Annotated in this window: 19 protein-coding genes; 4 read left to right on the top strand and 15 right to left on the bottom strand. The window is 52.9% G+C overall.

Features of this window, described 5'->3' with window-relative positions; all coding sequences use genetic code 11:
• Window positions 1-14: 14 nt before the first annotated feature.
• A complete protein-coding gene (locus LOK74_RS02460; protein WP_230045048.1) occupies window positions 15-1,070 on the bottom strand; it encodes a FecCD family ABC transporter permease in 1,056 nt (351 codons plus the stop codon).
• Entirely contained in the window at window positions 1,067-2,077 is a 1,011-nt protein-coding gene (locus tag LOK74_RS02455) for a FecCD family ABC transporter permease (RefSeq protein ID WP_420908773.1), read from the bottom strand. The genes LOK74_RS02460 and LOK74_RS02455 overlap by 4 nt, the downstream gene beginning before the upstream one ends.
• Before the next feature lie 221 nt (window positions 2,078-2,298).
• Between LOK74_RS02455 and LOK74_RS02450 the strand changes: the two genes are divergently transcribed.
• Together LOK74_RS02450 and LOK74_RS02445 are read left to right on the top strand one after the other, a co-directional pair.
• Window positions 2,299-3,333 (top strand): ABC transporter substrate-binding protein, encoded by a 1,035-nt coding sequence (locus LOK74_RS02450; protein ID WP_230045047.1) that lies wholly within the window; start codon window positions 2,299-2,301, stop codon window positions 3,331-3,333.
• Between the two features lie 111 nt (window positions 3,334-3,444).
• On the top strand, window positions 3,445-4,215 hold the full coding sequence (locus LOK74_RS02445) for a YwaF family protein (RefSeq protein WP_230045046.1): 771 nt from the start codon (window positions 3,445-3,447) through the stop codon (window positions 4,213-4,215).
• Here the strand turns inward: LOK74_RS02445 and LOK74_RS02440 are convergent.
• Together LOK74_RS02440 and LOK74_RS02435 are read right to left on the bottom strand one after the other, a co-directional pair.
• On the bottom strand, window positions 4,204-5,490 hold the full coding sequence (locus LOK74_RS02440) for a gluzincin family metallopeptidase (RefSeq protein ID WP_230045045.1): 1,287 nt from the start codon (window positions 5,488-5,490) through the stop codon (window positions 4,204-4,206). The two genes, LOK74_RS02445 and LOK74_RS02440, sit on opposite strands and share 12 nt — an antisense overlap.
• Window positions 5,490-5,756 (bottom strand): helix-turn-helix transcriptional regulator, encoded by a 267-nt coding sequence (locus tag LOK74_RS02435; RefSeq protein WP_230045044.1) that lies wholly within the window; start codon window positions 5,754-5,756, stop codon window positions 5,490-5,492. Before LOK74_RS02435 ends, LOK74_RS02440 begins: the two co-directional genes overlap by 1 nt.
• Before the next feature lie 138 nt (window positions 5,757-5,894).
• Here LOK74_RS02435 and LOK74_RS02430 point away from each other — a divergent pair, with 138 nt between their 5' ends.
• Window positions 5,895-6,362: a helix-turn-helix domain-containing protein gene (locus LOK74_RS02430; protein ID WP_230045043.1), complete on the top strand. Its 468-nt coding sequence runs from the start codon at window positions 5,895-5,897 to the stop codon at window positions 6,360-6,362.
• Between the two features lie 116 nt (window positions 6,363-6,478).
• Here the strand turns inward: LOK74_RS02430 and LOK74_RS02425 are convergent, their stop codons facing one another.
• The 11 genes from LOK74_RS02425 to LOK74_RS02375 all read right to left on the bottom strand — a co-directional run bounded on the left by LOK74_RS02425 (window position 6,479) and on the right by LOK74_RS02375 (window position 21,196).
• Window positions 6,479-7,462 carry a 2-hydroxyacid dehydrogenase gene (locus LOK74_RS02425; RefSeq protein WP_230045042.1) on the bottom strand — a complete coding sequence of 328 codons (984 nt, stop codon included), beginning with the start codon at window positions 7,460-7,462 and terminating at the stop codon, window positions 6,479-6,481.
• 120 nt (window positions 7,463-7,582) lie between these two features.
• Complete coding sequence (gene pdxA / locus LOK74_RS02420; RefSeq protein ID WP_230046887.1) at window positions 7,583-8,584, bottom strand: 4-hydroxythreonine-4-phosphate dehydrogenase PdxA; 1,002 nt, start codon at window positions 8,582-8,584, stop codon at window positions 7,583-7,585.
• Window positions 8,585-8,643: 59 nt separating this feature from the next.
• Entirely contained in the window at window positions 8,644-9,846 is a 1,203-nt protein-coding gene (locus LOK74_RS02415; RefSeq protein WP_230045041.1) for a hydroxyacid-oxoacid transhydrogenase, read from the bottom strand.
• A 19-nt stretch (window positions 9,847-9,865) separates the two neighbouring features.
• Window positions 9,866-11,311, bottom strand: coding sequence for an aldehyde dehydrogenase family protein (locus LOK74_RS02410; RefSeq protein WP_230045040.1), 1,446 nt, complete (start codon window positions 11,309-11,311; stop codon window positions 9,866-9,868).
• Window positions 11,312-11,396: 85 nt separating this feature from the next.
• On the bottom strand, window positions 11,397-12,668 hold the full coding sequence (locus LOK74_RS02405) for a nickel pincer cofactor-dependent isomerase, group 22 (protein WP_230045039.1): 1,272 nt from the start codon (window positions 12,666-12,668) through the stop codon (window positions 11,397-11,399).
• 20 nt (window positions 12,669-12,688) lie between these two features.
• The gene (locus LOK74_RS02400; protein ID WP_230045038.1) at window positions 12,689-13,975 is read right to left on the bottom strand and encodes a TRAP transporter large permease; all 1,287 of its coding nucleotides are present in this window, start codon (window positions 13,973-13,975) and stop codon (window positions 12,689-12,691) included.
• 3 nt (window positions 13,976-13,978) lie between these two features.
• Entirely contained in the window at window positions 13,979-14,494 is a 516-nt protein-coding gene (locus LOK74_RS02395; protein WP_230045037.1) for a TRAP transporter small permease, read from the bottom strand.
• Between the two features lie 119 nt (window positions 14,495-14,613).
• Window positions 14,614-15,648: a TRAP transporter substrate-binding protein gene (locus tag LOK74_RS02390; protein WP_230045036.1), complete on the bottom strand. Its 1,035-nt coding sequence runs from the start codon at window positions 15,646-15,648 to the stop codon at window positions 14,614-14,616.
• Window positions 15,649-15,652: 4 nt separating this feature from the next.
• A complete protein-coding gene (locus LOK74_RS02385) occupies window positions 15,653-16,975 on the bottom strand; it encodes a four-carbon acid sugar kinase family protein (protein ID WP_230045035.1) in 1,323 nt (440 codons plus the stop codon).
• A 235-nt stretch (window positions 16,976-17,210) separates the two neighbouring features.
• A complete protein-coding gene (locus tag LOK74_RS02380; RefSeq protein ID WP_230045034.1) occupies window positions 17,211-19,082 on the bottom strand; it encodes a PrpR N-terminal domain-containing protein in 1,872 nt (623 codons plus the stop codon).
• 947 nt (window positions 19,083-20,029) lie between these two features.
• On the bottom strand, window positions 20,030-21,196 hold the full coding sequence (locus tag LOK74_RS02375) for a hypothetical protein (protein ID WP_230045033.1): 1,167 nt from the start codon (window positions 21,194-21,196) through the stop codon (window positions 20,030-20,032).
• Window positions 21,197-21,415: 219 nt separating this feature from the next.
• Here LOK74_RS02375 and LOK74_RS02370 point away from each other — a divergent pair, with 219 nt between their 5' ends.
• Window positions 21,416-22,891 carry a potassium/proton antiporter gene (locus tag LOK74_RS02370; RefSeq protein WP_230045032.1) on the top strand — a complete coding sequence of 492 codons (1,476 nt, stop codon included), beginning with the start codon at window positions 21,416-21,418 and terminating at the stop codon, window positions 22,889-22,891.
• Window positions 22,892-22,909 lie beyond the last annotated feature (18 nt).

Below are 22,909 nucleotides of genomic sequence, written 5' to 3'. Positions count from 1 at the left end.
TGGATCTCCCCTCTTTACTGTTTGCGGGTCCGGTAGAGTAAATAGATGAAAAATGGCGCCCCTACTGCCGCCGTAAACACACCAACCGGAATATCAAGCGGCGAAAAGGCTGTTCTGGCGACAAGATCCGCCAGCATGACGATAAGTGCTCCAGTCAAGGCGGAAACCGGCAGCATACCGCCAAACGACGGTCCTACCAGCTTGCGCGCAATGTGTGGGGCGATCAGGCCAACAAACCCAACAGCCCCGGCGATCGCAACAGCGGCGCCCGCCAGCACGACGCTGATCAGCAACAAGACAACCCTATCCCGCTGAACGGAACTGCCTAGACTGGCCGCGATGTCGTCACCCAACTGCTGCACGTTTACGTTTCCCACGTATAGAAAGGCAGCGGTGATAAAAACAACGACCCAAGGCAACAGCGTAAATACTTGATCCCAGGTAGCAGCGTAGACCGTACCCGTCAGCCAGATGTAAGCCTGACTTGCCGCGTACATTGGACTCAGCACGATCATCAGCATCGTCACGGCACGAAGCCCTTCTGAAAAACCGATGCCGATGAGAACCAGACGGATCGGCGTCACCCCCCTGCGCCAAGCCAGACTGTAGATCACAAAAGCGATCAGACCGGCCCCGACAAATGCGAACAAGGGCTGCAGGTGAATGCTCAAAACCCCTGAGAAAAAATAGATAAACGAAACGGCGGCAACAGACGCTCCACCGGTAATCCCGACGATGTCAGGGGATACGTAAGGGTTGCGAATGATCCCCTGCAGGATGGCCCCCGATACAGCCAACGCTGCGCCAACCAGCATAGCGACGAAGATGCGCGGCAGTCGAAACGTGGTGACGATGACACTCTGGCTCTCCTCTCCGCTGCCGGTCAGCACATGCAGCACCTCCAGCGGGGTGAGGAAGAGATCTCCCATTCCGGCACTGAGGATAAAGACGGCAGCCACCGACACACTCAGCAGAATGCTCACCGTTGCCACCCTTCGCTCGACGAGAAAGGAGACCGGCCAAGCCGCACAGCGGAGGGATATGTACCTCTTCACGATGTCCCGATTCATGATGCTGCGAACCCCCTCCGCGCGATGTACACAAAGAAGGGAGTTCCAACCAACGCGGTCATAATCCCGATCGGCGCTTCTTCCGGCATCACCACAAACCGAGCACCGATATCAGCCAACAGCAGCAGGATCGCTCCTAAAAGAGCGCTGTAAGGGATCACCCAACGGTAATCAATCCCCACAAAGTAACGGGCGATGTGCGGAACGACAATCCCGACGAACCCGATCGATCCGGCAAGCGCGACCGAGCTGCCGGCCAGCAATACAATAATGACAGCAGCGGCAAGCTTGACGTATGCGGTTCGCTGTCCCAATCCCGTTGCTACGTCCTCCCCCATGGCCAGCGTATTGACCGGGCGTGCGATCAGCAGTGCCAAGAACAGGCCAATCAACATGTAGGGCAGCACCGAGAGCAGCATTTCCAGCTTTCGTCCAGCAACGGAGCCTGCCAGCCAGAACAAAATCTCATCCAGCGTGCTTTCACTAAGCGTCAGAATCCCTTGGGTGAAAGCAGAGAACAGTGCGGTAACGGCAGCGCCAGCCAACACGATTTTGACGGATGACGTCCCTTCTCTGCCGATCGTTCCCAAGATATAGACAGCAGCCGCCCCAATCGCTGCTCCCAAAAATCCAATCCAGATAAACTGCGATAGAGATGTGATGGTTAGCAAAAGCACGGATACCACGATAAAAAATGATGCCCCGGCATTCACCCCAAATATCTCCGGAGAAGCAAGCGGGTTTCGCGTCAGCGCTTGCATCAGCGCCCCGGCGACTGCCAGGCTGGCACCTACGGCGAGCGCGATCAGCGCCCTCGGGACGCGAACCGTGAGGATGATCAGGTGTTCATTGGAACCGTTGAAGTTGGTATAGGCTTCGATCGCCTCCTGCCAACCCGTATCTGTTGCCCCAAAGACGATACTTGCAAACACGCAAGCGATCAAGATCAGCGTTCCGATGATTAAACCGATCACCTTGCTCGTGTTACCCGCCATCATTCCCATCATCATAATCCTTCTTCCATATAGCAAAATCACTGGTGCGACCATTTTTTCTTTCGACTATAAGTGTATGAGATGGAGCGGGATGTGTCAATGAGTATCATTATCAATTACCATGAAAAAAATAACAAGTCGCAGGTGCCAAGTTGTTTGTTGACAGGTCTCTGAGGTTGTACTATATTTAATTACTGTAAATGAGAATCATTATTACCTAAGGGGGATTCACCATGTTGGCACGTACATATCTTCAGAGACCCACACCATTTCGTGTGCTTGCCCTATTTCTGACAGCAGTTCTCCTGCTGGCTGGATGCGGCGGCGGACAGCAGCAGACGCAACCCTCAACACAGCCATCCGGGGACAACTCTGCTTCATCTCCCGGTACAGAGAGCGGCGAGCAAGGCACATCATCAGAAGAGACACGCACCATCACTCACGCCATGGGGACAACAGAGATCAAAGGGACGCCGCAAAAGGTTGTCGTTCTCGTAAACGGTTTGGTGGACATCTCCCTCGCTCTCGGCGTAAAGCCAACCGGAGCCGTCCAATCGTGGATCGGCGACCCGTGGTACGACTACATCAAAGACGACATGCAGGGTGTAACCGTGCTCGGCGAAGAGACCCAGCCCAATCTGGAGAAGATCGCTTCCCTGAAACCAGACTTGATCTTGGGCAGCAAGATGCGCCATGAAAAGATCTACACGCAGCTGTCGGCAATCGCTCCGACGGTGATGACCGAAACCGTGTTTGACTGGAAAGAAAATCTGAAGCTCTCGGCAGAGGCGCTGAACAAGCAGGCTGAGGCAGAGAAACTGATCTCCGATTGGGACAAACGAGTCGCTGACTTTAAACAAAAAATGGGCGACAAGCTAAAGACAGAAGTTTCCCTGATTCGCTTCAATCCTGATCATGCCCGTATCTACTACACCGGCTTTCCGGGATCGATCATCGAGGAAGTCGGCCTGGCTCGTCCTGAATCCCAGCGGGTGAAGGATCAAGTGATTGCCAAATTGACCAAAGAACAGATCGCCCAGATGGATGGCGACGTGATCTTCGACTTTACTGCAGACTGGAAAGGGGACGGTGCAGTGAAAAAACTGCAGGAAGAATGGACCAATGATCCCCTCTGGAAAAATCTGAACGCGGTCCGCAATAACAAAGTGTATCAGGTCAACGAAGTGTTCTGGAACATGTCTGGCGGTGTTATGGCGGCGAATAAAATGCTGGATGATCTCTACAAATATTTCGAAATCGAGCAGTAGCTCCTTTTAGCTGAACCTCCTTTTGGTGTATGCCAAAGGGGGTTTTTTCTATCCACAGCACGGCAAAAACAGTAAAATAGGTGTAGCAACCAATAAATGGAGGCCATGTCGATGGATTGGTTTTTCTCCGCTACGTTCTCTGGAGACCCCTTTCGTCTGTTTTCTCCGTCACACTTGACGGCTCTGCTTCTCATCGCTCTGCTGCTGTGGATGCTGTACCATAAGAGAGAACTGCTGCAAAAAGAAAAGTGGAACACCTCTGCCCGCTGCGTGCTGGCAGCCGTTCTGCTGCTGTCCGAGATCTCTCTGCAGCTATGGTATGTGTTGTCAATCGGCTGGGACGCCAGCTATGCCTTGCCGCTTCAGTTGTGCAGCATCACGCTGCTGTTGTCCGTCGTCGTCCTGATCAACAAAAACAAGCTGCTGTACGAGATCCTCTTTTTTGTCGGCATCGGTGGTGCGAGCCAAGCTCTCCTCACCCCCGAGCTGTTTTATCCGTTTCCTCACTTCCGGTTTTTTCATTTTTTTCTGGCACATGCGGGTATTCTGCTCTCCTGCCTGTTTCTCACCGTGGTAGAGGGATATCGACCGACCATTCGCTCCATATGGAAAGCGATGACGTTTCTCAATCTGCTCCTGCCGGTCGTTGCCGTCGCCAACTACCTGACCGGAGGCAACTATATGTTTGTCGCACGAAAACCGGCCAATCCCAGCGTGATTGACTTTTTAGGCCCATATCCATGGTATGTCCTGTCGCTGGAGGTGATCGCCGTTCTGTTCTTTTTCCTGCTGTACATACCATTTGCGCTGTCAGATTTCATCAAGCGAAGAAAAGAGCGGGATCGTACTCGTCATATTGGCAGCGACTCGCTAATGGGATGACGATTCCGTATACCGGAGAAATAGGTCTACCTCTATCAGCACCGATTGCATCGCTTGCCACCAGAAATCGGAACTCTGTAGGTCCACCGAAAAACAGCGGGCAGCCTGCTCCTCAGTCGATCCCCGTCCTCCTGCTTGCAAAAAGCGGATGTACGACTGCTCGATGAATGCCCCCTCTATCCACGTCAGACGATAGATCCAGCTACCCAGCAAATACGCAAACGTCTGCTGAAAGTGGCAGAACGGTTCTGCCACCCGATAAAACTGCTCGTCAGACGCCCAATCGTACGGATGATACGTCTCAAGCGCTTCGCCATAGGCAAACGATTGGGCGTCCAGCATCAGTTGGTTCAGCGTGTTGACCGCCACCGGCCCACGCTTCCTCCGTTCATAGAATCGCAGTTCAAACAGGAAGCGGGCGTGCATCTGCATCAGATAGTAGACGGCGCGCTGCAGCTTTTCCTCGATAATCGCCAGCTTCTCCTCCACTGATGAAGCTGCCGCAATGGCGTAATCGGCCAGCCACTGCTCCAAGAAGGCTGCTGCCAGATCCCCGCTGTATAGGGGCGGGATCCCCTGTTTCCGCTCGGGAGAAGGTGCTGCCCGGACCAGACCCTGTATGAACGCCTGACCCATCATACCTGCAACCTCTGCCAACGTACCACTTCGACTGGCGGCTGGCTGGGTCTGAGCAGCCAAACTGCGAGCGAACCGAGACAGCATCGGACAGTTCGCTTCCGCCCAATCCGCCAGACGCAGAAACGCTTCCATCGGATCGACCAGCCGGAATATGCGTCCGATCGGCCACCTCACTTCATGCCAGCCCAGTTTCTCCTTGCCAAGCAGCTTCGCCTTGCGCTGCAGAAAAGGGATCAATCGTTCTTTGCCGAGATCAATCGCTTCCCACATCGCCTGCAGAGTGAGAATGGAAAGACGATTGCGCTGCAGGGGTTCTTTGAGCACAAAGTCCCACCCCCGCTGCTGATAGACGGCAAGACGCAGTCCACTCAGTTGATTCAGGATGCAGGCAAAACATTCTGCCTCTCTTGACCAGATCTCCTCCCACTTCTCTACCAGTGTCGATCTGACGAGACGATTCCCATGACGCAACAGATAGTCCGCCTGATCGATGGGAAGCTGCACCACCCGCTCTCTCTGTTCAATCGGAATCCGCATCCGCTGCACCAGCATTCCATACAGGCTACTCCAGGCATGACACCCTTCCCAAGCCAGGCTCTCTGCCTCACTCATCTGCCTGTTTGCGGTCTCCTGCATCAGGTTCTCCCCTTCTTGCCCTCATCTGTGCTCGACTGTGACCTATCTCTTTCTTTTTGTGAAGAAACATCACAAGACAATTCAAAAAAAAGAGTCCATTCAAATCCGAGTACGTTTGCGATCCGCATCGCTACCCGAACACTCGGAACCTTCCCCCGCTCAATCTTGGTGTAGTATGTGCGATCAATGCCCGATCGTTTGGCAACCTCTGCTTGTGTCATCCCTTCCTTCAACCGCAGCGCCTCCAGCCAGTGATATCTCCTCATTCCGTTCCCCCCATTCCCATCTGTTACCAAAAGTATACAGTGATCTTTCATCACATTTCAAGCGTCAATGTGATACTTGAGAACACAACTTTCAATGTGATTTTTTGTCACCTATAATAGATGGTGGGAGGTCATCGTATGACGTTTGGAACACGCCTGAAACATTTGCGGCATCAACTGGGCTTGTCCCAGCAAGATTTGGCCAACCGCATCGGTCTCAATCGCTCAACATATGCCCGATACGAGACAGATGACAACCAGGCCGACTACGAAACACTGCAAAAGCTGGCCGATTTTTTTGGCACTTCCATCGATTATCTGCTCGGGCGGACGGATCAGTCCAAACCAGAACCGTCGAGCGGCAAAGAGACAAATCCGTCTCATCCGGCTGCTGGTGACCTGCAAGCCTTTATCAGCGAAAGACATGTTCTCTATTTCGGGGAAGAGCAGTTGGAGCTCTCTGAGGAAGAACAAGCCGAACTGCTGCGTCACATGCGGCTAGCCTGGATGATCATCAAGGAAAAGCGACAGGAGCAGGAGCAGGAACTACAGCAGGAACCCCAACAAAAATCGAGAGCCAAGAAGCGGCGAAACCGCCAGTCCTGACCAGCGCGGAGCCTGCCGACTGAAGCAGTGGAAGATCTTTTCCTCCCTGCTTGCGGCCCAGGAGCCCCCGCTGGTCTGGTTCTGGATGCCGGACTTGCGTGTACTAAGTCCCGGCCTTACGCTTCGTAAACCTCCGGGTTAACGGTATGCAACAAGCGTTCCCCTCTGATCCCGGCCAAAGCGTTTTTCGCAGCAATCACGGCCATCCTGGTCCGCGTTGCAATACTGGCGCTGCCGATATGAGGTAGGACGACAACGTTGTCCAACGACAGCAGCGGATGGTCTGTGCGGATCGGCTCTTGCTCAAACACGTCCAATCCTGCCGCCCAGATCCGCTTTTCCTTCAACGCCTGGTAAAGCGCCTGCTCATCTACATTGGTTCCACGCGATGTGTTGATAAACACTGCCGACCGCTTCATCAAAGAAATTTCCCTCGCTCCAATCATCCGGTACGTATCCGGTGAACCTGGGGCCATCAGCACCACATAGTCCGACTCGGCCAGCAGTTCGTCCAACGAGCGATATTCAGCCCCCAGCTTCTGTTCCACCTCCGGCCGTCTGCTGCGGTTGTGATAGAGCAGTTTCATCGCAAATCCGGCCGCTCGTCTGGCTACAGCCTCTCCGATCCGGCCCATCCCAATGATCCCGATCGTCGCCCCGTATATATCCTGTCCAGTGAGCAGCATCGGACCCCAACTCTTCCATTCCCCATTTCTGACAAAGCGGTCGCCGTCGACCACTCGTCGCGCTGTCGCCATCAACAGAGCAAACGTCAGATCCGCTGTCGTTTCCGTGAGAATCCCCGGTGTATGTCCGATGGCAATCCCCCTTTGCGTTGCTGTGTTCACGTCGATATTGTCAAAACCGACCGCCATCGTGCTGACGACCCGAAGGTGAGGGGCGGCATCCAACACTTCCCGATCGATGGAATCGGCAACATTGGTCACAATTCCGGTCGCCTGTTGCACCTCCTGCAGCAGGACAGAGCGGGGAATCGACTCCGACTCACTCTCCCAGACGTACAGATCTGCCTCTTCCTTTAGCAGGTGCATCGCCTCTTCGGGCAGCTCTCTTGTCACTACCAGTTTCGGTTTGCTCATGCCTGTCAGCCTCCTTTATGTACTGGGAAGATCATCTCGCTCTTTGGGGGAAGTCTCGCCTCCTCCCAGAGACAAAAACGGGACAGCAACCCTGATGTCGCTGCCCCTCCCGTCTCTATTTTAAGCACGCTTGGGTGCCAGTTCAATCGCCTGGCGAAGCGCTTCTTTCAGACTCAATTCATCGGCGATCCCTTTTCCGGCGATGTCAAAAGCCGTACCGTGATCGACACTGGTGCGAATGATCGGCAGGCCAACTGTGATGTTCACACCTGCTTCCAATCCAAGCACTTTGACCGGACCGTGTCCCTGATCGTGGTACATGGCTACGACGATGTCGAAATCGCCGCGCGTCGTGCGGAAAAACAGCGTATCGGCCGGCAGTGGGCCGACGACGTTGATTCCCTCCGCCTGTGCCTTTTCCACAGCAGGTATCACTTTTTCCTCTTCTTCTCCGTACCCGAACAGACCGTTTTCACCGGCGTGCGGATTGATGCCGCAAACAGCGATGCGCGGCTCGCGGTAGCCTGCTTTCTGCAGCGTATCGTGCGCCAGTTTGATCACCGTATAGACCCGCTCCGGGTTGATTATCTTGACGGCGTCGATCAATCCGATGTGGGTGGTGACGTGGATCACTTTCAGCTTAGGCGCCGACAGCATCATCGAAAAGTCCTTGGTTCCCGTCAGTTCGGCCAGAATCTCGGTATGCCCAGGATAGATGTGGCCTGCCTTGTGCAGGGCTTCTTTGTTGAGCGGAGCGGTACAGATCGCATCGATCAGCCCCTCGTTAGCCAGTTGGATTGCTTTCTCCAGGTAACGAAACGCAGCATTCCCTGCTTCCGCCGAAACCTGGCCGAATGGCAGATCGGCGGGCAGCAGATTGAGATCCATGCAGTCGACCGTACCCGGTTGAAAAGAAGCTTCGTCTACAGCAGAGATCGACCGTACGCTTAAACCGCTTCCGACAATGGAGTCGGCCCTCTCCAGCAGTTTGGCATCTCCCACGACCAGCGGAGCACACGCTTCATAGACCGCTCGATCGCTCAGGGCCTTCATGATAATCTCCGGGCCCACACCCGCTCCATCGCCCATGGTAATCGCAACAATTGGTTTTTCACTCGACATCAAGTATCACGCATCCCTTCCTCAGGTGTGTCAAGACTGTGCGGCATGCGACAGTGCGCTTACAGTGCCTTGCGCAGCAGTTCTTCAAATCCCTGCTGTGTCGGCACCCGCGGGTTGTTGCGCACCAGGCGCAGGATCGGCAGTGCTTTTTCCGCAATCTGCGGGATCTGATCTTCCTTGATCCCGATCTGCGACAGTCGAGTAGGGAGTCCGATTACCTCCAACAGCCTCAGGATCGCTTTGGGCGCTTCCAGCGCCAACTCGCGTTCGCTTGCCCCTGTCGGATCAATTCCACAGGCACGTGCGATCTTGGCCATTTTTTTCGGCTCCACTTCGACGTTGAACTCCATCACATATGGCAGCAGCAGTCCAGTCACTTCGCCGTGCGGTGATTTGACCAGTCCGCCGATCGGATAGGCCAGGGCGTGGGCAGCCGCTGTACCGGCGTTGGAGAATGCCATCCCCGCCAGCAGACTGCCAAGCAACATATTGGATCGTGCTTCCAGATTGCTGCCTTGATGGACGGCTAACGGCAGATTCTGTACGATCAGCTCGATTGCTTCCAGTGCCAGCGTGTCGCTGATCGGAATCGAACCTTGGAAGAGAATGCTACCCTCCGCTTGGATGTATTTGAAGTTTTTCGCCGTGTACGCTTCGATTGCGTGGGAGAGCGCATCAATGCCGGAGCAGGCGGTCACGTATGGCGGCAGCCCAACCGTTAGTTCGGGATCGAGCAGCGCCACGGCAGGACGCAGGTAGTTGTCCGAGATGCCTACTTTGATATTGTTCTCCACATCGGTCAGTACCGCAACCGATGTTACCTCCGAGCCAGTTCCCGCCGTCGTGGGGATCGCGATCAGCGGTGCAATCGGACCTGGCACCAGGTTCTCACCAAAGTAGTCGAGCGGATGACCACCATGTGCCATCAACAGCGCAACCACTTTGGCCAAATCGATGCTGCTGCCGCCGCCAAGCCCAATCACGGCATCTGTATTCATCTGGTCCTTGGCGAACTGGAAGCATTCCAGAGCCGTCTCTACGGGAGGTTCCGGCACTGCCTTGTCGTAGACGACCACTTGGTAGTCAGCCTCTTGGAGGATGGCGACAACACGGTCGGCAATCCCCGCCTGCTTAATGCCCGGGTCGGTAACCAGCAGGATATTTTTTGCTTTCAATCGCGTCAGTACCGAATCCAGCTGTCGAATCGCACCGATACCGAACACGATTTTTTCTGTCGAGTAGAACTCCCAGGTATTTCGCATGGTTCTCTCCATCTCCTCATTACAGATTGATTACGACAATCCGTTCATCCGTCATCTCCTGAACCGCGTAACGCGGCCCTTCCTTGCCGATGCCGCTGTCTTTCACACCGCCGTACGGCATCACGTCGGCACGATAGGTAGAGACGTCGTTGATGATCACTCCACCGAACTCCAACTCATGCGCCGCCCGCATGGCCAGCTGCAGGTTGGCGGTAAACAGCCCCACCTGAAGGCCGAAACGGCTCTCATTGGCCTCGCGGAACGCCTCGTCAATCTCGTCATACGGCACGATGCTGATCACCGGGGCGAACACCTCTTGGCACATCACCTTCATCTCCGGCGTTACGTTGGTGAGCACGGTCGGGTACAGTACAGCCCCTTCACGCGTCCCCCCGACGGCCACTTTCGCTCCACCGTCAACCGCTTCCTGAATCCACTCTTCCGCCCGTTTCGCTTCTTTTTCCGTGATCATCGGACCCACATCTGTGGTCGGATCTTCCGGGTTGCCCACCTTGAGCGATTGGACGACACGAACCGCTTTTTCCACAAAGGTATCGTAGATATCACGGTGCACGTATACGCGCTGCACAGAGATGCACGCTTGACCGGCGTTGCTAAATCCGCGTGTCACACAGAGCTCGGCTGCACGATCGAGGTCGGGAGCGTCCTCGTGCACGATGTTGGGTGAATTGTTGCCCAACTCCAGTGTGACTTTACGAATCCCGGTCGTACTTTTGATATGGCGCCCGACACCGGGACTGCCGGTAAAGGTAAACATGGCGATCCGCTCATCTTCCAGCAGATATTGACCAGTCTCCGGTCCCAATCCATTCACCACATTGATAAATCCGGCCGGCAGGCCTGCCTCGCTCAGGATCTCCACCAGCTTGCAGGCGATAATCGGGGTTAGCTCGGCCGGTTTCAACACAACTGTATTGCCCGCCGCGATTGCCGGTCCCAGCTTGTGTACAGTCAAGTTAAACGGAAAGTTGAACGGAGTGATCGCTCCGACGACACCAACCGGCACTCGAATGGTGAACGCCAGCTTGTTTTCACCGCCTGGCTGGGCCAGCGGGATGCCTTCACCAGCAATCCGCTTCGCTTCTTCCGCAGAAGCGATCAAGGTCTGAACCCCGCGATCCACCTCTGCCCGCGCATCTTTTAGCACCTTGCCCACTTCATGCACCATGGTCAGCGCTAGCTCTTCCTTCCGCTCCTGACACAGTTGGGCGGCACGCATCAGGATCTCATAGCGCTGGGTGGGGGTCAGTTTGGTGCGGCGGAACGTCTCCAGCGCATTTGTCACCGCTTCCCGCACCTCTTCTCGAGACGCTTTGACGATCCGCGCCACTTCCTCACCGGTGTACTTGTTGATCACCGGCAGTGTCTCTCCCTCGCTGCGCCACTCTCCCGCGATGTACTGACCGTAAACGGGAATGGTTTTTTGTTCTGTTTGTGCTTGCATAGCCTGATTCTCTCCTTTCCTCCTACACGTACAAACGGTACTGCAGTTCATCTACTCCTGTGGAGCATACGCAATCAACTAGAGATTACACATGCATTTTCGGCAGGTAACCTGCTTCATCAAACGAGAACTCTTCCGGCTCTCCCAGCACTTCTACGTGAGGCAATTCTGCCACGATCGGCAGCAGCGCTTCCGACACGTAAAGATATTCCAAGTGGAGCGTATTGGGGATACGGACGATCTTGGCCTGGTCCGGTTCGATGCCCCAGTTGGCCCGCAGCGCGACGGTGAGGGCTTCGCGATCATTGGGCAGAACGATCGGGATCGCTGCCCGCAGCAGAAAGGTACTGGTAATCACGTTTTCGTTCATGCTCTTGAAATCAATTTTGTCAAATAGGCGTTGGGTGGTTAGGTCGGCCAGACCGATCCCCAATGCGTTGCCGTGCGAAGCCTCGCTCAGATCACTGGCTATGATGTAGCGAATCTGTGGGGAAGCTGGCTCTTGGGCCTCATGAATGCGCAGCCGGCCGATAATATTGGTGTCCATCCCGGTGCCGCTGTAGTTCTTGCCAATCTCTCCGACATGGAGGATATCGATTTCTTCGACAGGCAGCTTCGGCATCAGCTCTGCCGATTCCCGCAGCAGGATCGGTTCCCTCTCCGGGATCTGCTTGGTCGGGATCGCTTCGATTTTGGCTGTCTGTTCAAAGGCATTCTCGATGATCCCGACGCCGCACAGAACCTTGGCCTTTTCCAGCACAACACGGCCGACATCAGGCATGATGTCGCGAATCCCGTGCAACCCGTGCCCATGCAGCAAGAGTGCCTGTTTATGCTTGCCCAGACCGATCGCCGCCATTTTTAACAGACCGCTTTCGATATGGAGCGCCGATTTGAAATCGGTGTGGACTTTGATTCGCCCCATCAGCACGATCCCGTCAGCTTCCCAGGCATGCTTGTCGAGGTGAACCGGCATCCCGCCAGGTGTTTCACCGATCTGCACCACTTCCATCGAGGAGAGAATCGGTGCGCCGCAGAACGCTTCCGTAATCCCCAGGCTCTCCAGCACCTCCACCTGCCCCTCGGCTGTCGCTCCGCCGTGACTGCCCATCGTCGGTACGATGAACGGTTCCGCCCCGTATCGCTTCAGTTCGCGGACAACAGCGCGGACGATCACATGGATGTTGGCAATCCCTCGGCTGCCGGCCGTAATCGCAACCCTCATCCCCGCCTTGACCTGGTCAGCCAAGCCAACAGCGGCCAACTGCTCGGCAACCGTACGATCAATATCCTCAACGACTGGCCCTGTGAAATGCTGTTTGATTTTCACCATCTTGGGAAATCTCATCGCGCTCATTGCGCCTCCTTTTCATCCTGCTAACGCGTTATCCCGCCAAGAAATTCGGGAAGCCAAGTAGATAGCGCTGGTACGTAGGTAATGATCAAGATGTCGATCGCCAGCATCAGGAAGAACGGAAGCAACGCTTTGGACAGTTGTTCCAGCTTGATGTTGGCTATCTGACAAGCCACGAACAGGTTTACCCCGACCGGCGGCGTCACCATCCCGATCGCCAGGTTGATGATCATGATCATCCCGAAATGAACCGGGTCGATACCCAATGTCATCGCGATAGGTGTCAGCAGTGGGGCCAAAATGATAATCGCCGCCGATGTCTCGAAGAACATCCCGACAAACAGCAGCAGCAGGTTGATGAGCAGTAAAAAGACAAACGGACTGTCAGAGAACGATGTAAACATGGCAGCTACCTTTTGCGGTACCTGCTCTCTCGTCAAAATCCAGCCGAACATCCCGGCCGTCGAGATAATGATCATGATGATCGATGTCGTAATCGAAGATTTGGCAAACACCTCAACCAAGTCTTTCCACTTTACTTCCTTGTAGACGAAGACACCGACGATAAAGGCGTACAAGACAGCAATCACGGCTGCCTCTGTAGGGGTAAAGAACCCTCCGTAGATCCCGCCGAGGATAATCACCGGCATCAGCAGGGCTAGGAACGCTTCCCGAAACGCTTTGATCCGGTCAGACCAGGTTATGCCGGCCTCTCCTTTGTAGCCTCTCTTTTTGGAGATAAACCAGCAGACGAAGATCAGCGAACCACCGATCAGGATCCCTGGCAAGAAGCCTGCGATAAACAGATCACCGATCGATACGCTAGCGGAAATCCCGAACAAAATCATCGGGATCGAGGGTGGAATGATGACCCCTAATTCCCCTGAGACAGCTTGGGTCGCTCCGGCAAAGCGGATATCATACCCTTTGTTCACCATGGCCGGGATCAAAATCGAGCCGATCGCTGCCGTCGTCGCGGCACTGGAACCAGAGATGGCCGAGAAAAACATCGCCGTCACCACGGTAACGATCGCCAACCCACCTGCCATCCCACCAGCGAGCGAATTAGCAAAATTGACCAGCCGTCGTGAGATCCCTCCTGTCTCCATTAACGCTCCCGCAAGGATAAAAAATGGGATCGCCATCAGCGGAAACGAATCCAATGCAGCAAACATCCGCTGGATCAGTACGATCAACCCCATATTGCCTTCAGTGGTCAGAGCAATGGTGGAAGCCAACCCTAGTGAGAGGGCCACAGGTACACTGAGTAGCAAAAGGATAAACAGACCCGTTAACATCACCGTCGCCATCGATTACTCAGCCCCCTTGAAAAACTCTCTGCTGGCGCCGCCGCGCATAGTCTCAAACAACACCGCAAACGAATTGAGCAGCATAAACAGGCCGCCCGCCGGAATGGCTGCATAAACGAAGGCCATCGGCATCTTCAGTCCCGGTGACAGCTGTGTCGAGACGTGTCCCAACATCTCAATCCCATAGATGATCAAGACGACGTAAAAAACCTTGGAAACGAGCAGAACGACGATCCGCAGGCCTTTTTGCGGCTTGACTGGCAAGCGCTCGGCAATCGCCTCCATCCCGATCAGGGCGGCATAGCGCACGGCAAGTGATGCCCCGATAAATACCAGCCAGATCATCAGATAGCGCGCCAACTCTTCGGTCCATCTCGGTAGTTCCATATCGATATACTGTCCGAGGATGCGGGCCAGTACCTGGTAGACGATCAGGGCAGACATGACAGCAAGCAAGATGGCTGCAAAATAACGCAAACCTTTATTTAGGGTATCAATGATTTTGATATAAGACTGCACGGCGATTCACCACCCCTTGGTTACGGATGAGCGGATAGGTTGCCCTATCCGCCTTCCGCTGTTTGCTATTCGCCGCTGACCGCTGACGAATCAGCGCTCAACAGCAGTTGATATGCCTTTTATTGTGTGTTGCGAATGCTGTCAATCAACTCTTTGCCAAACTGGTCCTGATACTTCTCATAGACGGGTTGAACCGCTTTTACAAATGGCTCAATATCAGGGTTCTCAACAATCTCCATGCCTTTCTCCTTCAACTGGGAGATGTACTCCTTGTCCATGTCCGCTACGACTTGACGCTCGTATTTGGCAGCTTCTGTCGCAGCTTCCTGCAGTGCTTGCTGCTGCTCCGGCGTCAGACCGTCAAACTTGGACTTTGAGATCATCAACAGCGACGGAGAGTAGAAGTGACGGGTCATCGTCAGGTATTTTTGCACTTCGTAAAAACGGGAGGTCATGATGATCGGCACCGGGTTTTCTTCACCGTCAATCACACCTTGCTGCAGGGCCGTGAACAGCTCAGTAAAGGCCATCGGTGTCGGCTGTGCTCCCAACGTATTAAACGAATCCATGTGAATGTCGTTTTCCATGGTACGGATCTTCAAGCCTTGCAGATCCTCAGGTTTTGTGATCGGTTTCTTGCTGTTGGTGATGTTGCGGAAACCGTTTTCCCACCATCCCAGCGTTTTAACGCCCAGCGTGTCGTCTACTTTTTGCAGCAACTGCTGGCCGATTTCGCCATCCAGTACCTTGTGAGCGTGCTCTGCGTCTCTAAACAGGAACGGCAGGTCTACGACGGTTACTTCCGGTACGAAGCCGCTCATCGGGCCGGTTGAGGTGAGCACCATATCTACACTTCCAACGTTCAGCCCTTCTACCATGTCCCGTTCGCCGCCAAGCGAACCATTCGGGAAGATCTCGATATTGACTGCGTTGTTGGTTTTTTCGGCAACCAGTTCCTTAAACTTCTCCAACCCTTTTTGGTAGTGAGAAGTGTCGGCCAGCGTATGGCCCACCTTCAAGGTAACGCTTTCAGCGGCTTGACCACCTTGTCCGCCGCCATTGTCAGTAGCCGGAGCGGTTTCTCCGCCGCCGCCACCGCATGCAGAGACGATCAACATGGTCGACAGAATGAGTGTGCTTACAAACTTTTTCATCCCTTCATCCCCCTTGTTCAACTCTAGTTTTTTCTTGTATCTTTTCCACGGCGTGAACCAAGGAAAAACGTTGTCCAAATGCGCCGGCTTTGGTTACCACCGGCAGATGATCGGCAGGCCCGCCAATCGCTACAGACAGCGGAATGCCCTCCTCCACCTCTTCTACAATTTGCAGCGCTTTCACATCCAGATGGAGACATGTGCGGTAAGCGATGTCACCACCGGTAAGGACAAACCCGCAAAGTGTTCTCTCTGCCACGATCGCAGCTCCCAACTGCCCCAGGCAATCGGCAAGCAGGTTGCCTGCTGCCAACGCTTCCGTATGCGTCCGGGTGATCCAGTCTTCCACTCCCCGTCGCGCGAGATCCGAGGTATCGGTCGTGAGAATCGGGCTTTTGCCCTCATCGATCAAGGCGACGGCACGATCGATCAACCGCCGCATCTCTTGCGGCCGCTTATCGGTATCCAACAGTGCCAAAGGATCCGCCGCTATGATCGCAAACTGCGCCCTCTCTCCCAGCACCGTAATCTGCTCGTTCGTTACAGCACTTACACTACCCGCCACAACTAGAATGGGGGCTTGAGAGTCACTTTCCAATGCGGACCTAAGCGGTTGGCTTCTCTCTCCTCGGCTCAGTACCTCCGATAGGGAGCAGGCCAAACCAGCCGATCCAACCCACAAGATGCGAAGTCCACTATCTACCAGTGTTTGCGTAACCGCTTGCAAATCATGCTGGGCATAACTGTCAAATACGATGATCTGCTTGCCTTCTGCTTTCTGCCGTTTCAGTTCATCAGCCAGCCGTTGTGGCTGCCGTACCACCATGAGCTCGATATGCCCCACAGCATGCTTGGACTGGCTCGACAGCATCGTCGGTAGATGAGACTGACGAACGGGCGATTTGGGATCGCGGGCAATCTCGGAATCCTCCAGCAGCATCTGGTTTACGAGATGGTAACCTCCGATCGTTACCCGACTGTTTCCCGGATAAGCAGGAATCACTACCGCCAGATCAAAGTGGACCTGGTCCATGAGCGCGTCGATTTCCGCCCCGATGTTTCCGCGCATGGTGGAATCAATTTTCTTATAGATATACGGGATCCGGGACAAGCTCAATGATGAGCAGATCTCCGTTATCTTGGCGTAAGCCTGTTCGGCATCCAGCGATCGGGTCTCTGCATTCAGCACCCACACATCGGCATCCCGACCGTATTCCGCATGACGGCTGTCCAACAGAGATATCGTTTGGAAGCCTTGTTTGGCGAATTGCACTCCTGAATCGTTGGCTCCTGTCAAATCATCAGCAATAATGGCTAACTTCGGCAATGAGTCAATCACCTCTTCTGTAACCGCTTAAGTGACAGATCACCTCATTTAGCATGTCTGAATTACCACTTCACAACAAGAATACAGGATGTAGTTGCAAATTTCAATACATAATCCCTAAGAATTGTGTTGCAATTTTAAACATAATCATAAATATTCCTCTTCTCAATCAAAAAGAGCAACAGCCCGAAGGCATGCTGCTCTTTTGGTATTGTTTTCCGTAATACCGTTACCGTTAGTTTCCCAAGAATTCTTTTACTTTCCGCCATAGCGTCGAGCGATTGATTCCAAGCCTTCTCGCTGCTTGCGACTGGTTGTGTCCCTCTTCTTCCAATACTTGAAGGATAATCTCTCGCTCTAATTCTTCCAACGTTTTTCCCGCAATATCCAATCCATTGTTTATAGACCGTCCTGCTTTGTGGCTGTCCAATTCTTTCAGAATCCCTTCTACCTCGTCCTGCTCAATGAACGGCCCACTCCCGACCGCACACATCTTTTCCACCACACTCCGGAGCTCTTGTACATTACCGTACCACTCCGCCTGATTGAGCATGTTCATCACCTCTTCACGAAAGCCGACAATCTGCTTACCGGATCTCGTGTTGTAGGAAGCGATAAACCAGCGAACCAGCTCTGCAATATCCTGCTTTCGTTGGCGCAGCGGCGGAATGGTCAGCACTCCTCCATTGATCAAGTGGAACAAGTCTTTGCGGAACTCGCCACTCTCCATACTCTCTTTCAGATCTTGGCTGTTGGCTGCCACGATCCGTATATCAGTGGGAATCGCAACCGTTCCGTTTAGACGAATCACTTTTTTCTCTTGAATGATGTTGATCAGCTTGGCCTGAATGGAAAGCGGCATTCTGCCGATTGCGTCGATAAACAGGGTTCCGCCGTGTGCCAGTTCAAACGCCCCCTGTCGACTCACTCTGCCCTCGGAGCCGAGCATCTCCACCTCGAGCTGTTCCTCGGTATACGCCTCGCAGTTGACAAACACAAACGGATAGTCCCGCCGCGGGCCGGCGTTATGAATAGCCTGGGCAATACTTTGCTTGCCTACCCCCGGCTCACCATAGATGATCAGCGGTACGTCCGTCCCACTGTACTGCTTTGCCTGCCGAATCGTCTCCTTCATCACCTCTGAGGTGGCGACCAAGTGGTTGAAGTGCATCCGGGCACGGTACTCCTGTCCCGACGACAACTGACGAATCTGCGACTCGGCCCGTTGGATGCTGCTCGCGGCCTGCAAAATGACGAGGCCGCCTATGAGCTGCCCTTTGACATGCACCGGCATCTTTCGGACCATTACCTTTTCTCCGTTCAGCACCACAACCTCTTCCACTGGCTTTCCTTTGCGGTAGACCGCTCCCAGATGAAGCAGGTGATGCAAATCCGCAGCATGCCTACCGATTGCATCTTGTCCCCTGACTCCAAGCAATTCTTCCGCCTTCTGGTTATAGACGTATACCTGATCTTCCAGATTGATCGCCACAATCCCCTCCGGATAGCTGTCTATCCATGCCTCGTACTGTTCGATCCGGTCCTTTTCCCGCTTGGTATAGTATGCCATGTGCTCCGCCTCTAAGATCGATTCCAGCACTGCTTCCCGCCCTGAGGTAATCAAAATCGCATGCAGACCGAGCTGGGTGGCGACAGATGTAGAGATTACGTCTCCAATAATCACCTGTACTCCTTGTTCCACAGCTTTTTTGATCCCGCTCTCAATCTCCTTTTCCTCGCCGATTGGGAAAAAGGAGAGATTCATCTCCAACAGCGTACCGATCGCATCTGCCCCCTGAATCGTATTGAGATAGCTCATCAATCCGATTTTCCCTGGGTACCCCTTGACCAATGTCAGGGTGCGCAAGATATCGTATCCTGATATCTTTACCTCCACAACCGGCAGATTGCAATGCTCCCTGAGCAGACGAGCCGTGGCCCCGCGGCTGATGATCACGTCAAATCCTTCTTCCATACTTTTGGCAATCGTCAATCCTTTGTACAGATCGCCTACTTCGACGTGAATCTCTTTTCCCATCTCTTGATTTACTTCTAAAAATGTATCTTTCAGCCCTGGATAGGGTGCAATCACCAAAATCCGTCCCATAACGCCAATCCCCTCATTTTGTGACCGAATCGATCGCCCATAATATGTTGCATTATTATACAGTGTACCGAAATCACTCTCTCTTTTTCAACATCAAACGGGCTTTCTCTGTCGGGAGCTTGGTTTTGGAAGTTGGCGAGAATGGCACTTCTGCCAACAAAAGCATCGCCCTCCGCTGCTACCTCTATCCATTCGAGGGGCCGCCGGAGGGCGATCTGTGATGGTATCCTGGCATCTGTTGCCGCTACCAGTCCTTATGCTGAACGGTTGTCCTTCGATTGTACCTGCTCTTGGTAGCACTCCATGCACAACTCGTCTTTTTGCTCATATTCATACTCAGTTAGCTTGGTTTTGCAAACTCGACATTTTCTCTCCGTCAACACGAGATTCATCTTTGTCACCTCATACTCCCATCTGTTTTTTTCTATTTATCTAGCTTTAGTATATCATCTGGATATGTCCGATCCACGAAGGCATTATTAAAATTTTGTGAATTCTTGATTGGTTTCGCTTATTCGATTTATTTGGATATTAGGTAAAACGGTTGGCCGCCAATGATAGTTCTTCCCATGCTTTGTTGCGAACACAGTCCCGTGCTGATGCTTCAAATCAACTACGCTACATCGTATATCTCTCCATCACTCGAGCAGAATAGAAAGTTGAACGAGGAGAAAACCTTCCGTTCTCCAAAACAATCAAATCGTAGACTTTTTAAAAAAAGAGGGGGGTTCCTCTCCAGAAATTTGTACTTTCTAATACGTAAAAAAACCGTCGACGGGATCGTCCGTCGACAGTTGTTGCGCAGGTACCAGATGTATAAGAATGGACTACTTATCATGTTTGATTACGTCAGGTTCCACAGGACCGGCATAGACGGATGTACCGATGGATAACAACGCGGCGATGATGAGCAGAGAATACAGGAACTTTTTCATAAATACTCCCCCTCAATCAATATATTTTCTGAGGTTCTCCAGTTTGCGGAGATCGTCCTCATCACATATATTACCATATTTCGCCAAAAAGACAACCATTAAATAGACTGTTTCAAAGATTTCGTCTTTTAAGGGGGATGTGATCATTTTGTAGGCGCTCTCCAGCATCTGCTTCAGTGCCAATCTAGGATCCCTTGGGTACAAGAGCAGCGCTCCGTTACGTTGGTGCAAGATCGCTTCGATTGCGTACGCTTCTCTTTCGCTCTCTGTCAGTCTCGAAAGCAGCCGCTCCGTCTCATAATAGAGGGCCCTCCCTCTCGTATAGTCTCCTTTTGTTAGTTCCAAAAAAGCAAAATCGGTCAACAGATTGATGCGAATGGCATCATCCGCGGATGTATGCGCCAGTACTTCTTCCCAATGCCCTCGAGCGTTCTCGTAATCATACAGTTTGAAATAGGTACGGCCGATGTTCACCTTACAGGCCAACGAAAAGGAGTTCGTTTTATGATCCAGCAAGTTGTATCCCTTTAAGTAAGAGAACAATGCCTCTTTGTATTTCTTTAACTGAAGACAGAGATTGCCGTGTCTGATCAGCAGATGGGAGAGCGAGGTTTCGTCAGCATGATCACAGTACTGAAGTGCATTTAATGAGGACTCATAGCCCTTCTGATAATCCTTCATGTAATACCATGCCGAGGAATTCTTGGCCCACAAACGAAACAGCTTCTCACGCTGCCCCTGAAAACGCTCCACAGCACGGTCCAATACGGCAAACATCAAAACAAACGTCTGATGCTGTTTGCTGTACTGATAGATTTGCTCAATCACCTGGGCAAATACCTGAGCAGAGAGTGATTCTAGGCATCTGCAAAGAAAGTCGGCCTTCCGCTGCAATGACGGGTGCTGCTGCTGTACACGTTCCTGCCATAAACTTAGCAGATATACTCCGATGAACAAATCCTCCGGCAGAGTTGATGCTTGGCTGTTCTTGACCAGCTTGAAGTAGGCGTTCATCACCTTGGCCGCGTGAGACAGATCGTCCCGCTCGGCACCTTGAGCGGCTAGTTGCAGCAGCGCTCGCTTATCTGCCGCCGCGGCGATTCTACTACTCGTTATTCCACATCTCCCGTCAAAGGGACTCGGATTGCTGGCACCCCATCTCTCACTGGTCATGCTCATGCGCACACCCTACCTTTTCTGCTATACTCTTAGGAAGAGGAGAATATTTGTCACCTTGCTAAGATTGTACTTTAGTAGGGAATATTCTGTAAACAGGGGGCTGTGAGGTCCGATAGCGGATCAGACGGTTGACAAACCTTGCCTACTGGCGGAACAAAATTGTTTTATAATAAAGACATTGGTTCGTACCGAAGATGCGACGGAAAAGAGGGTGAAGCGTTGTTGTTCACAGTTAATGATGCCATATTATTGTTCTCCATGCTTCTCATCATCGGTGTTCTCACTACCAAGTTCTCCTCCCGCATCGGGCTGCCGTCGCTTGTGTTCTTCATCGCGGTCGGTATGGTCTTAAGCGAGTTTATTTATTATGACAATGCCTATTTGACCCAGCTTTTCGGTACGCTTGCGCTGATCGTTATTTTGTTTGAAGGTGGATTGCAAACCAAGTGGGGTTATGTTCGTAAAGTGATAGCTCCCTCTCTCTCATTGGCCACCATCGGCGTTTTTCTTACAACGGTGATCATCGGCGCATTTGCGAAGTTTATTTTGGATGTTTCCTGGTTGGAAGGCATGCTGTTTGGAGCGATTGTTGGTTCTACCGACGCTGCGGCAGTGTTTGCTGTTCTCGGCAACAAGAACATCCAACGAAAACTGACCTCAACGCTGGAAGCAGAGTCCGGAACCAACGACCCGATGGCCATCTTTCTAACCGTTGCGCTGATCGAGCTGATCCAGTATCCTGAGACAAATTATCTCCATCTGCTTTTGGATTTTGGCTGGCAGATGGGCTTTGGGCTTGCGATGGGCTGGTTGATGGGAAAATTATCGGTGTGGAGCATAAACAAAATCAACCTGGATTCCTCTGGGCTCTATCCTGTTTTATCGATGGCATTTGCCATCTTAACCTACAGCAGCACATCGGTTCTTGGCGGCAGCGGCCTGCTTGCCGTTTACGTGATGGCGGTCATGGTAGGAAACTCCGACTTGACCTATCGACATTCGATCTTCCGTTTTAATGAAGGATTCGCCTGGATGATGCAGATCTTGATGTTTGTCCTGCTGGGGCTGCTGGTGTTCCCGGCGCAGCTGCTGGACATCATCTGGGAGGGCATTGCGTTATCGCTGCTGCTGATGCTGATCGCCAGGCCGATCGGTGTTTTCGTCAGCATGATGTGGATGCGCTACAGTACAAAAGAGAAAATGTTTATCTCATGGGCCGGATTGAGGGGGGCAGTCCCGATTGTTTTGGCCACCTATCCCATGCTCGCTGGTCTGGAGCACAGCCAACTCCTGTTTAATGTTGTATTTTTCGTCGTGTTGACCTCCGCTTTGATTCAAGGAGCGACGATTTCCCCGCTGGCCAACAAACTGGGACTCTCAGGGGAAAAGAAAACCCCAGTTCCCCACAGTCTGGAACTGGTTTCGATCGGCAAGACCAATGCAGAAATTATCGAAATCGAGATTGTGGAAGGAGCCAAGATTGCAGGTGAAGAGCTTCGCCTACTGCGCCTGCCGCAAGATGCGCTTGTGACTGCGGTGATACGAGGGGATAAGTTGATTACCCCTCGAGGGAAAACGAAGATCCACACAGGCGATGTCTTGTATGTCCTTGTCCCCCAAAACAAACGGCAGCAGGTGAAAAATATCATCCTGGAGATGGCCGATCCAGAGCAACAGCAGGAGAGTGACGTGTAGAGGAAAAAGGGGCAGCAA

Origin of the sequence: Brevibacillus humidisoli (assembly GCF_020923435.1) — a bacterium.
GTDB classification, from domain to species: domain Bacteria; phylum Bacillota; class Bacilli; order Brevibacillales; family Brevibacillaceae; genus Brevibacillus_E; species Brevibacillus_E humidisoli.
This window is presented reverse-complemented; position numbering and strand designations above follow the sequence as displayed.

Coding starts and splice junctions, on each gene's coding strand:
- LOK74_RS02390 (WP_230045036.1), bottom strand. CDS start 15,648: ATGAAAAAGTTTGTAAGCACACTCATTCTGTCGACCATGTTGATCGTC.
- LOK74_RS02460 (WP_230045048.1), bottom strand. CDS start 1,070: ATGAATCGGGACATCGTGAAGAGGTACATATCCCTCCGCTGTGCGGCT.
- LOK74_RS02445 (WP_230045046.1), top strand. CDS start 3,445: ATGGATTGGTTTTTCTCCGCTACGTTCTCTGGAGACCCCTTTCGTCTG.
- LOK74_RS02380 (WP_230045034.1), bottom strand. CDS start 19,082: ATGGGACGGATTTTGGTGATTGCACCCTATCCAGGGCTGAAAGATACA.
- pdxA (WP_230046887.1), bottom strand. CDS start 8,584: ATGTCGAGTGAAAAACCAATTGTTGCGATTACCATGGGCGATGGAGCG.
- LOK74_RS02425 (WP_230045042.1), bottom strand. CDS start 7,462: ATGAGCAAACCGAAACTGGTAGTGACAAGAGAGCTGCCCGAAGAGGCG.
- LOK74_RS02430 (WP_230045043.1), top strand. CDS start 5,895: ATGACGTTTGGAACACGCCTGAAACATTTGCGGCATCAACTGGGCTTG.
- LOK74_RS02455 (WP_420908773.1), bottom strand. CDS start 2,077: ATGATGGGAATGATGGCGGGTAACACGAGCAAGGTGATCGGTTTAATC.
- LOK74_RS02400 (WP_230045038.1), bottom strand. CDS start 13,975: ATGGCGACGGTGATGTTAACGGGTCTGTTTATCCTTTTGCTACTCAGT.
- LOK74_RS02440 (WP_230045045.1), bottom strand. CDS start 5,490: ATGCAGGAGACCGCAAACAGGCAGATGAGTGAGGCAGAGAGCCTGGCT.
- LOK74_RS02435 (WP_230045044.1), bottom strand. CDS start 5,756: ATGAGGAGATATCACTGGCTGGAGGCGCTGCGGTTGAAGGAAGGGATG.
- LOK74_RS02410 (WP_230045040.1), bottom strand. CDS start 11,311: ATGCAAGCACAAACAGAACAAAAAACCATTCCCGTTTACGGTCAGTAC.
- LOK74_RS02415 (WP_230045041.1), bottom strand. CDS start 9,846: ATGCGAAATACCTGGGAGTTCTACTCGACAGAAAAAATCGTGTTCGGT.
- LOK74_RS02450 (WP_230045047.1), top strand. CDS start 2,299: ATGTTGGCACGTACATATCTTCAGAGACCCACACCATTTCGTGTGCTT.
- LOK74_RS02375 (WP_230045033.1), bottom strand. CDS start 21,196: ATGAGCATGACCAGTGAGAGATGGGGTGCCAGCAATCCGAGTCCCTTT.
- LOK74_RS02405 (WP_230045039.1), bottom strand. CDS start 12,668: ATGAGCGCGATGAGATTTCCCAAGATGGTGAAAATCAAACAGCATTTC.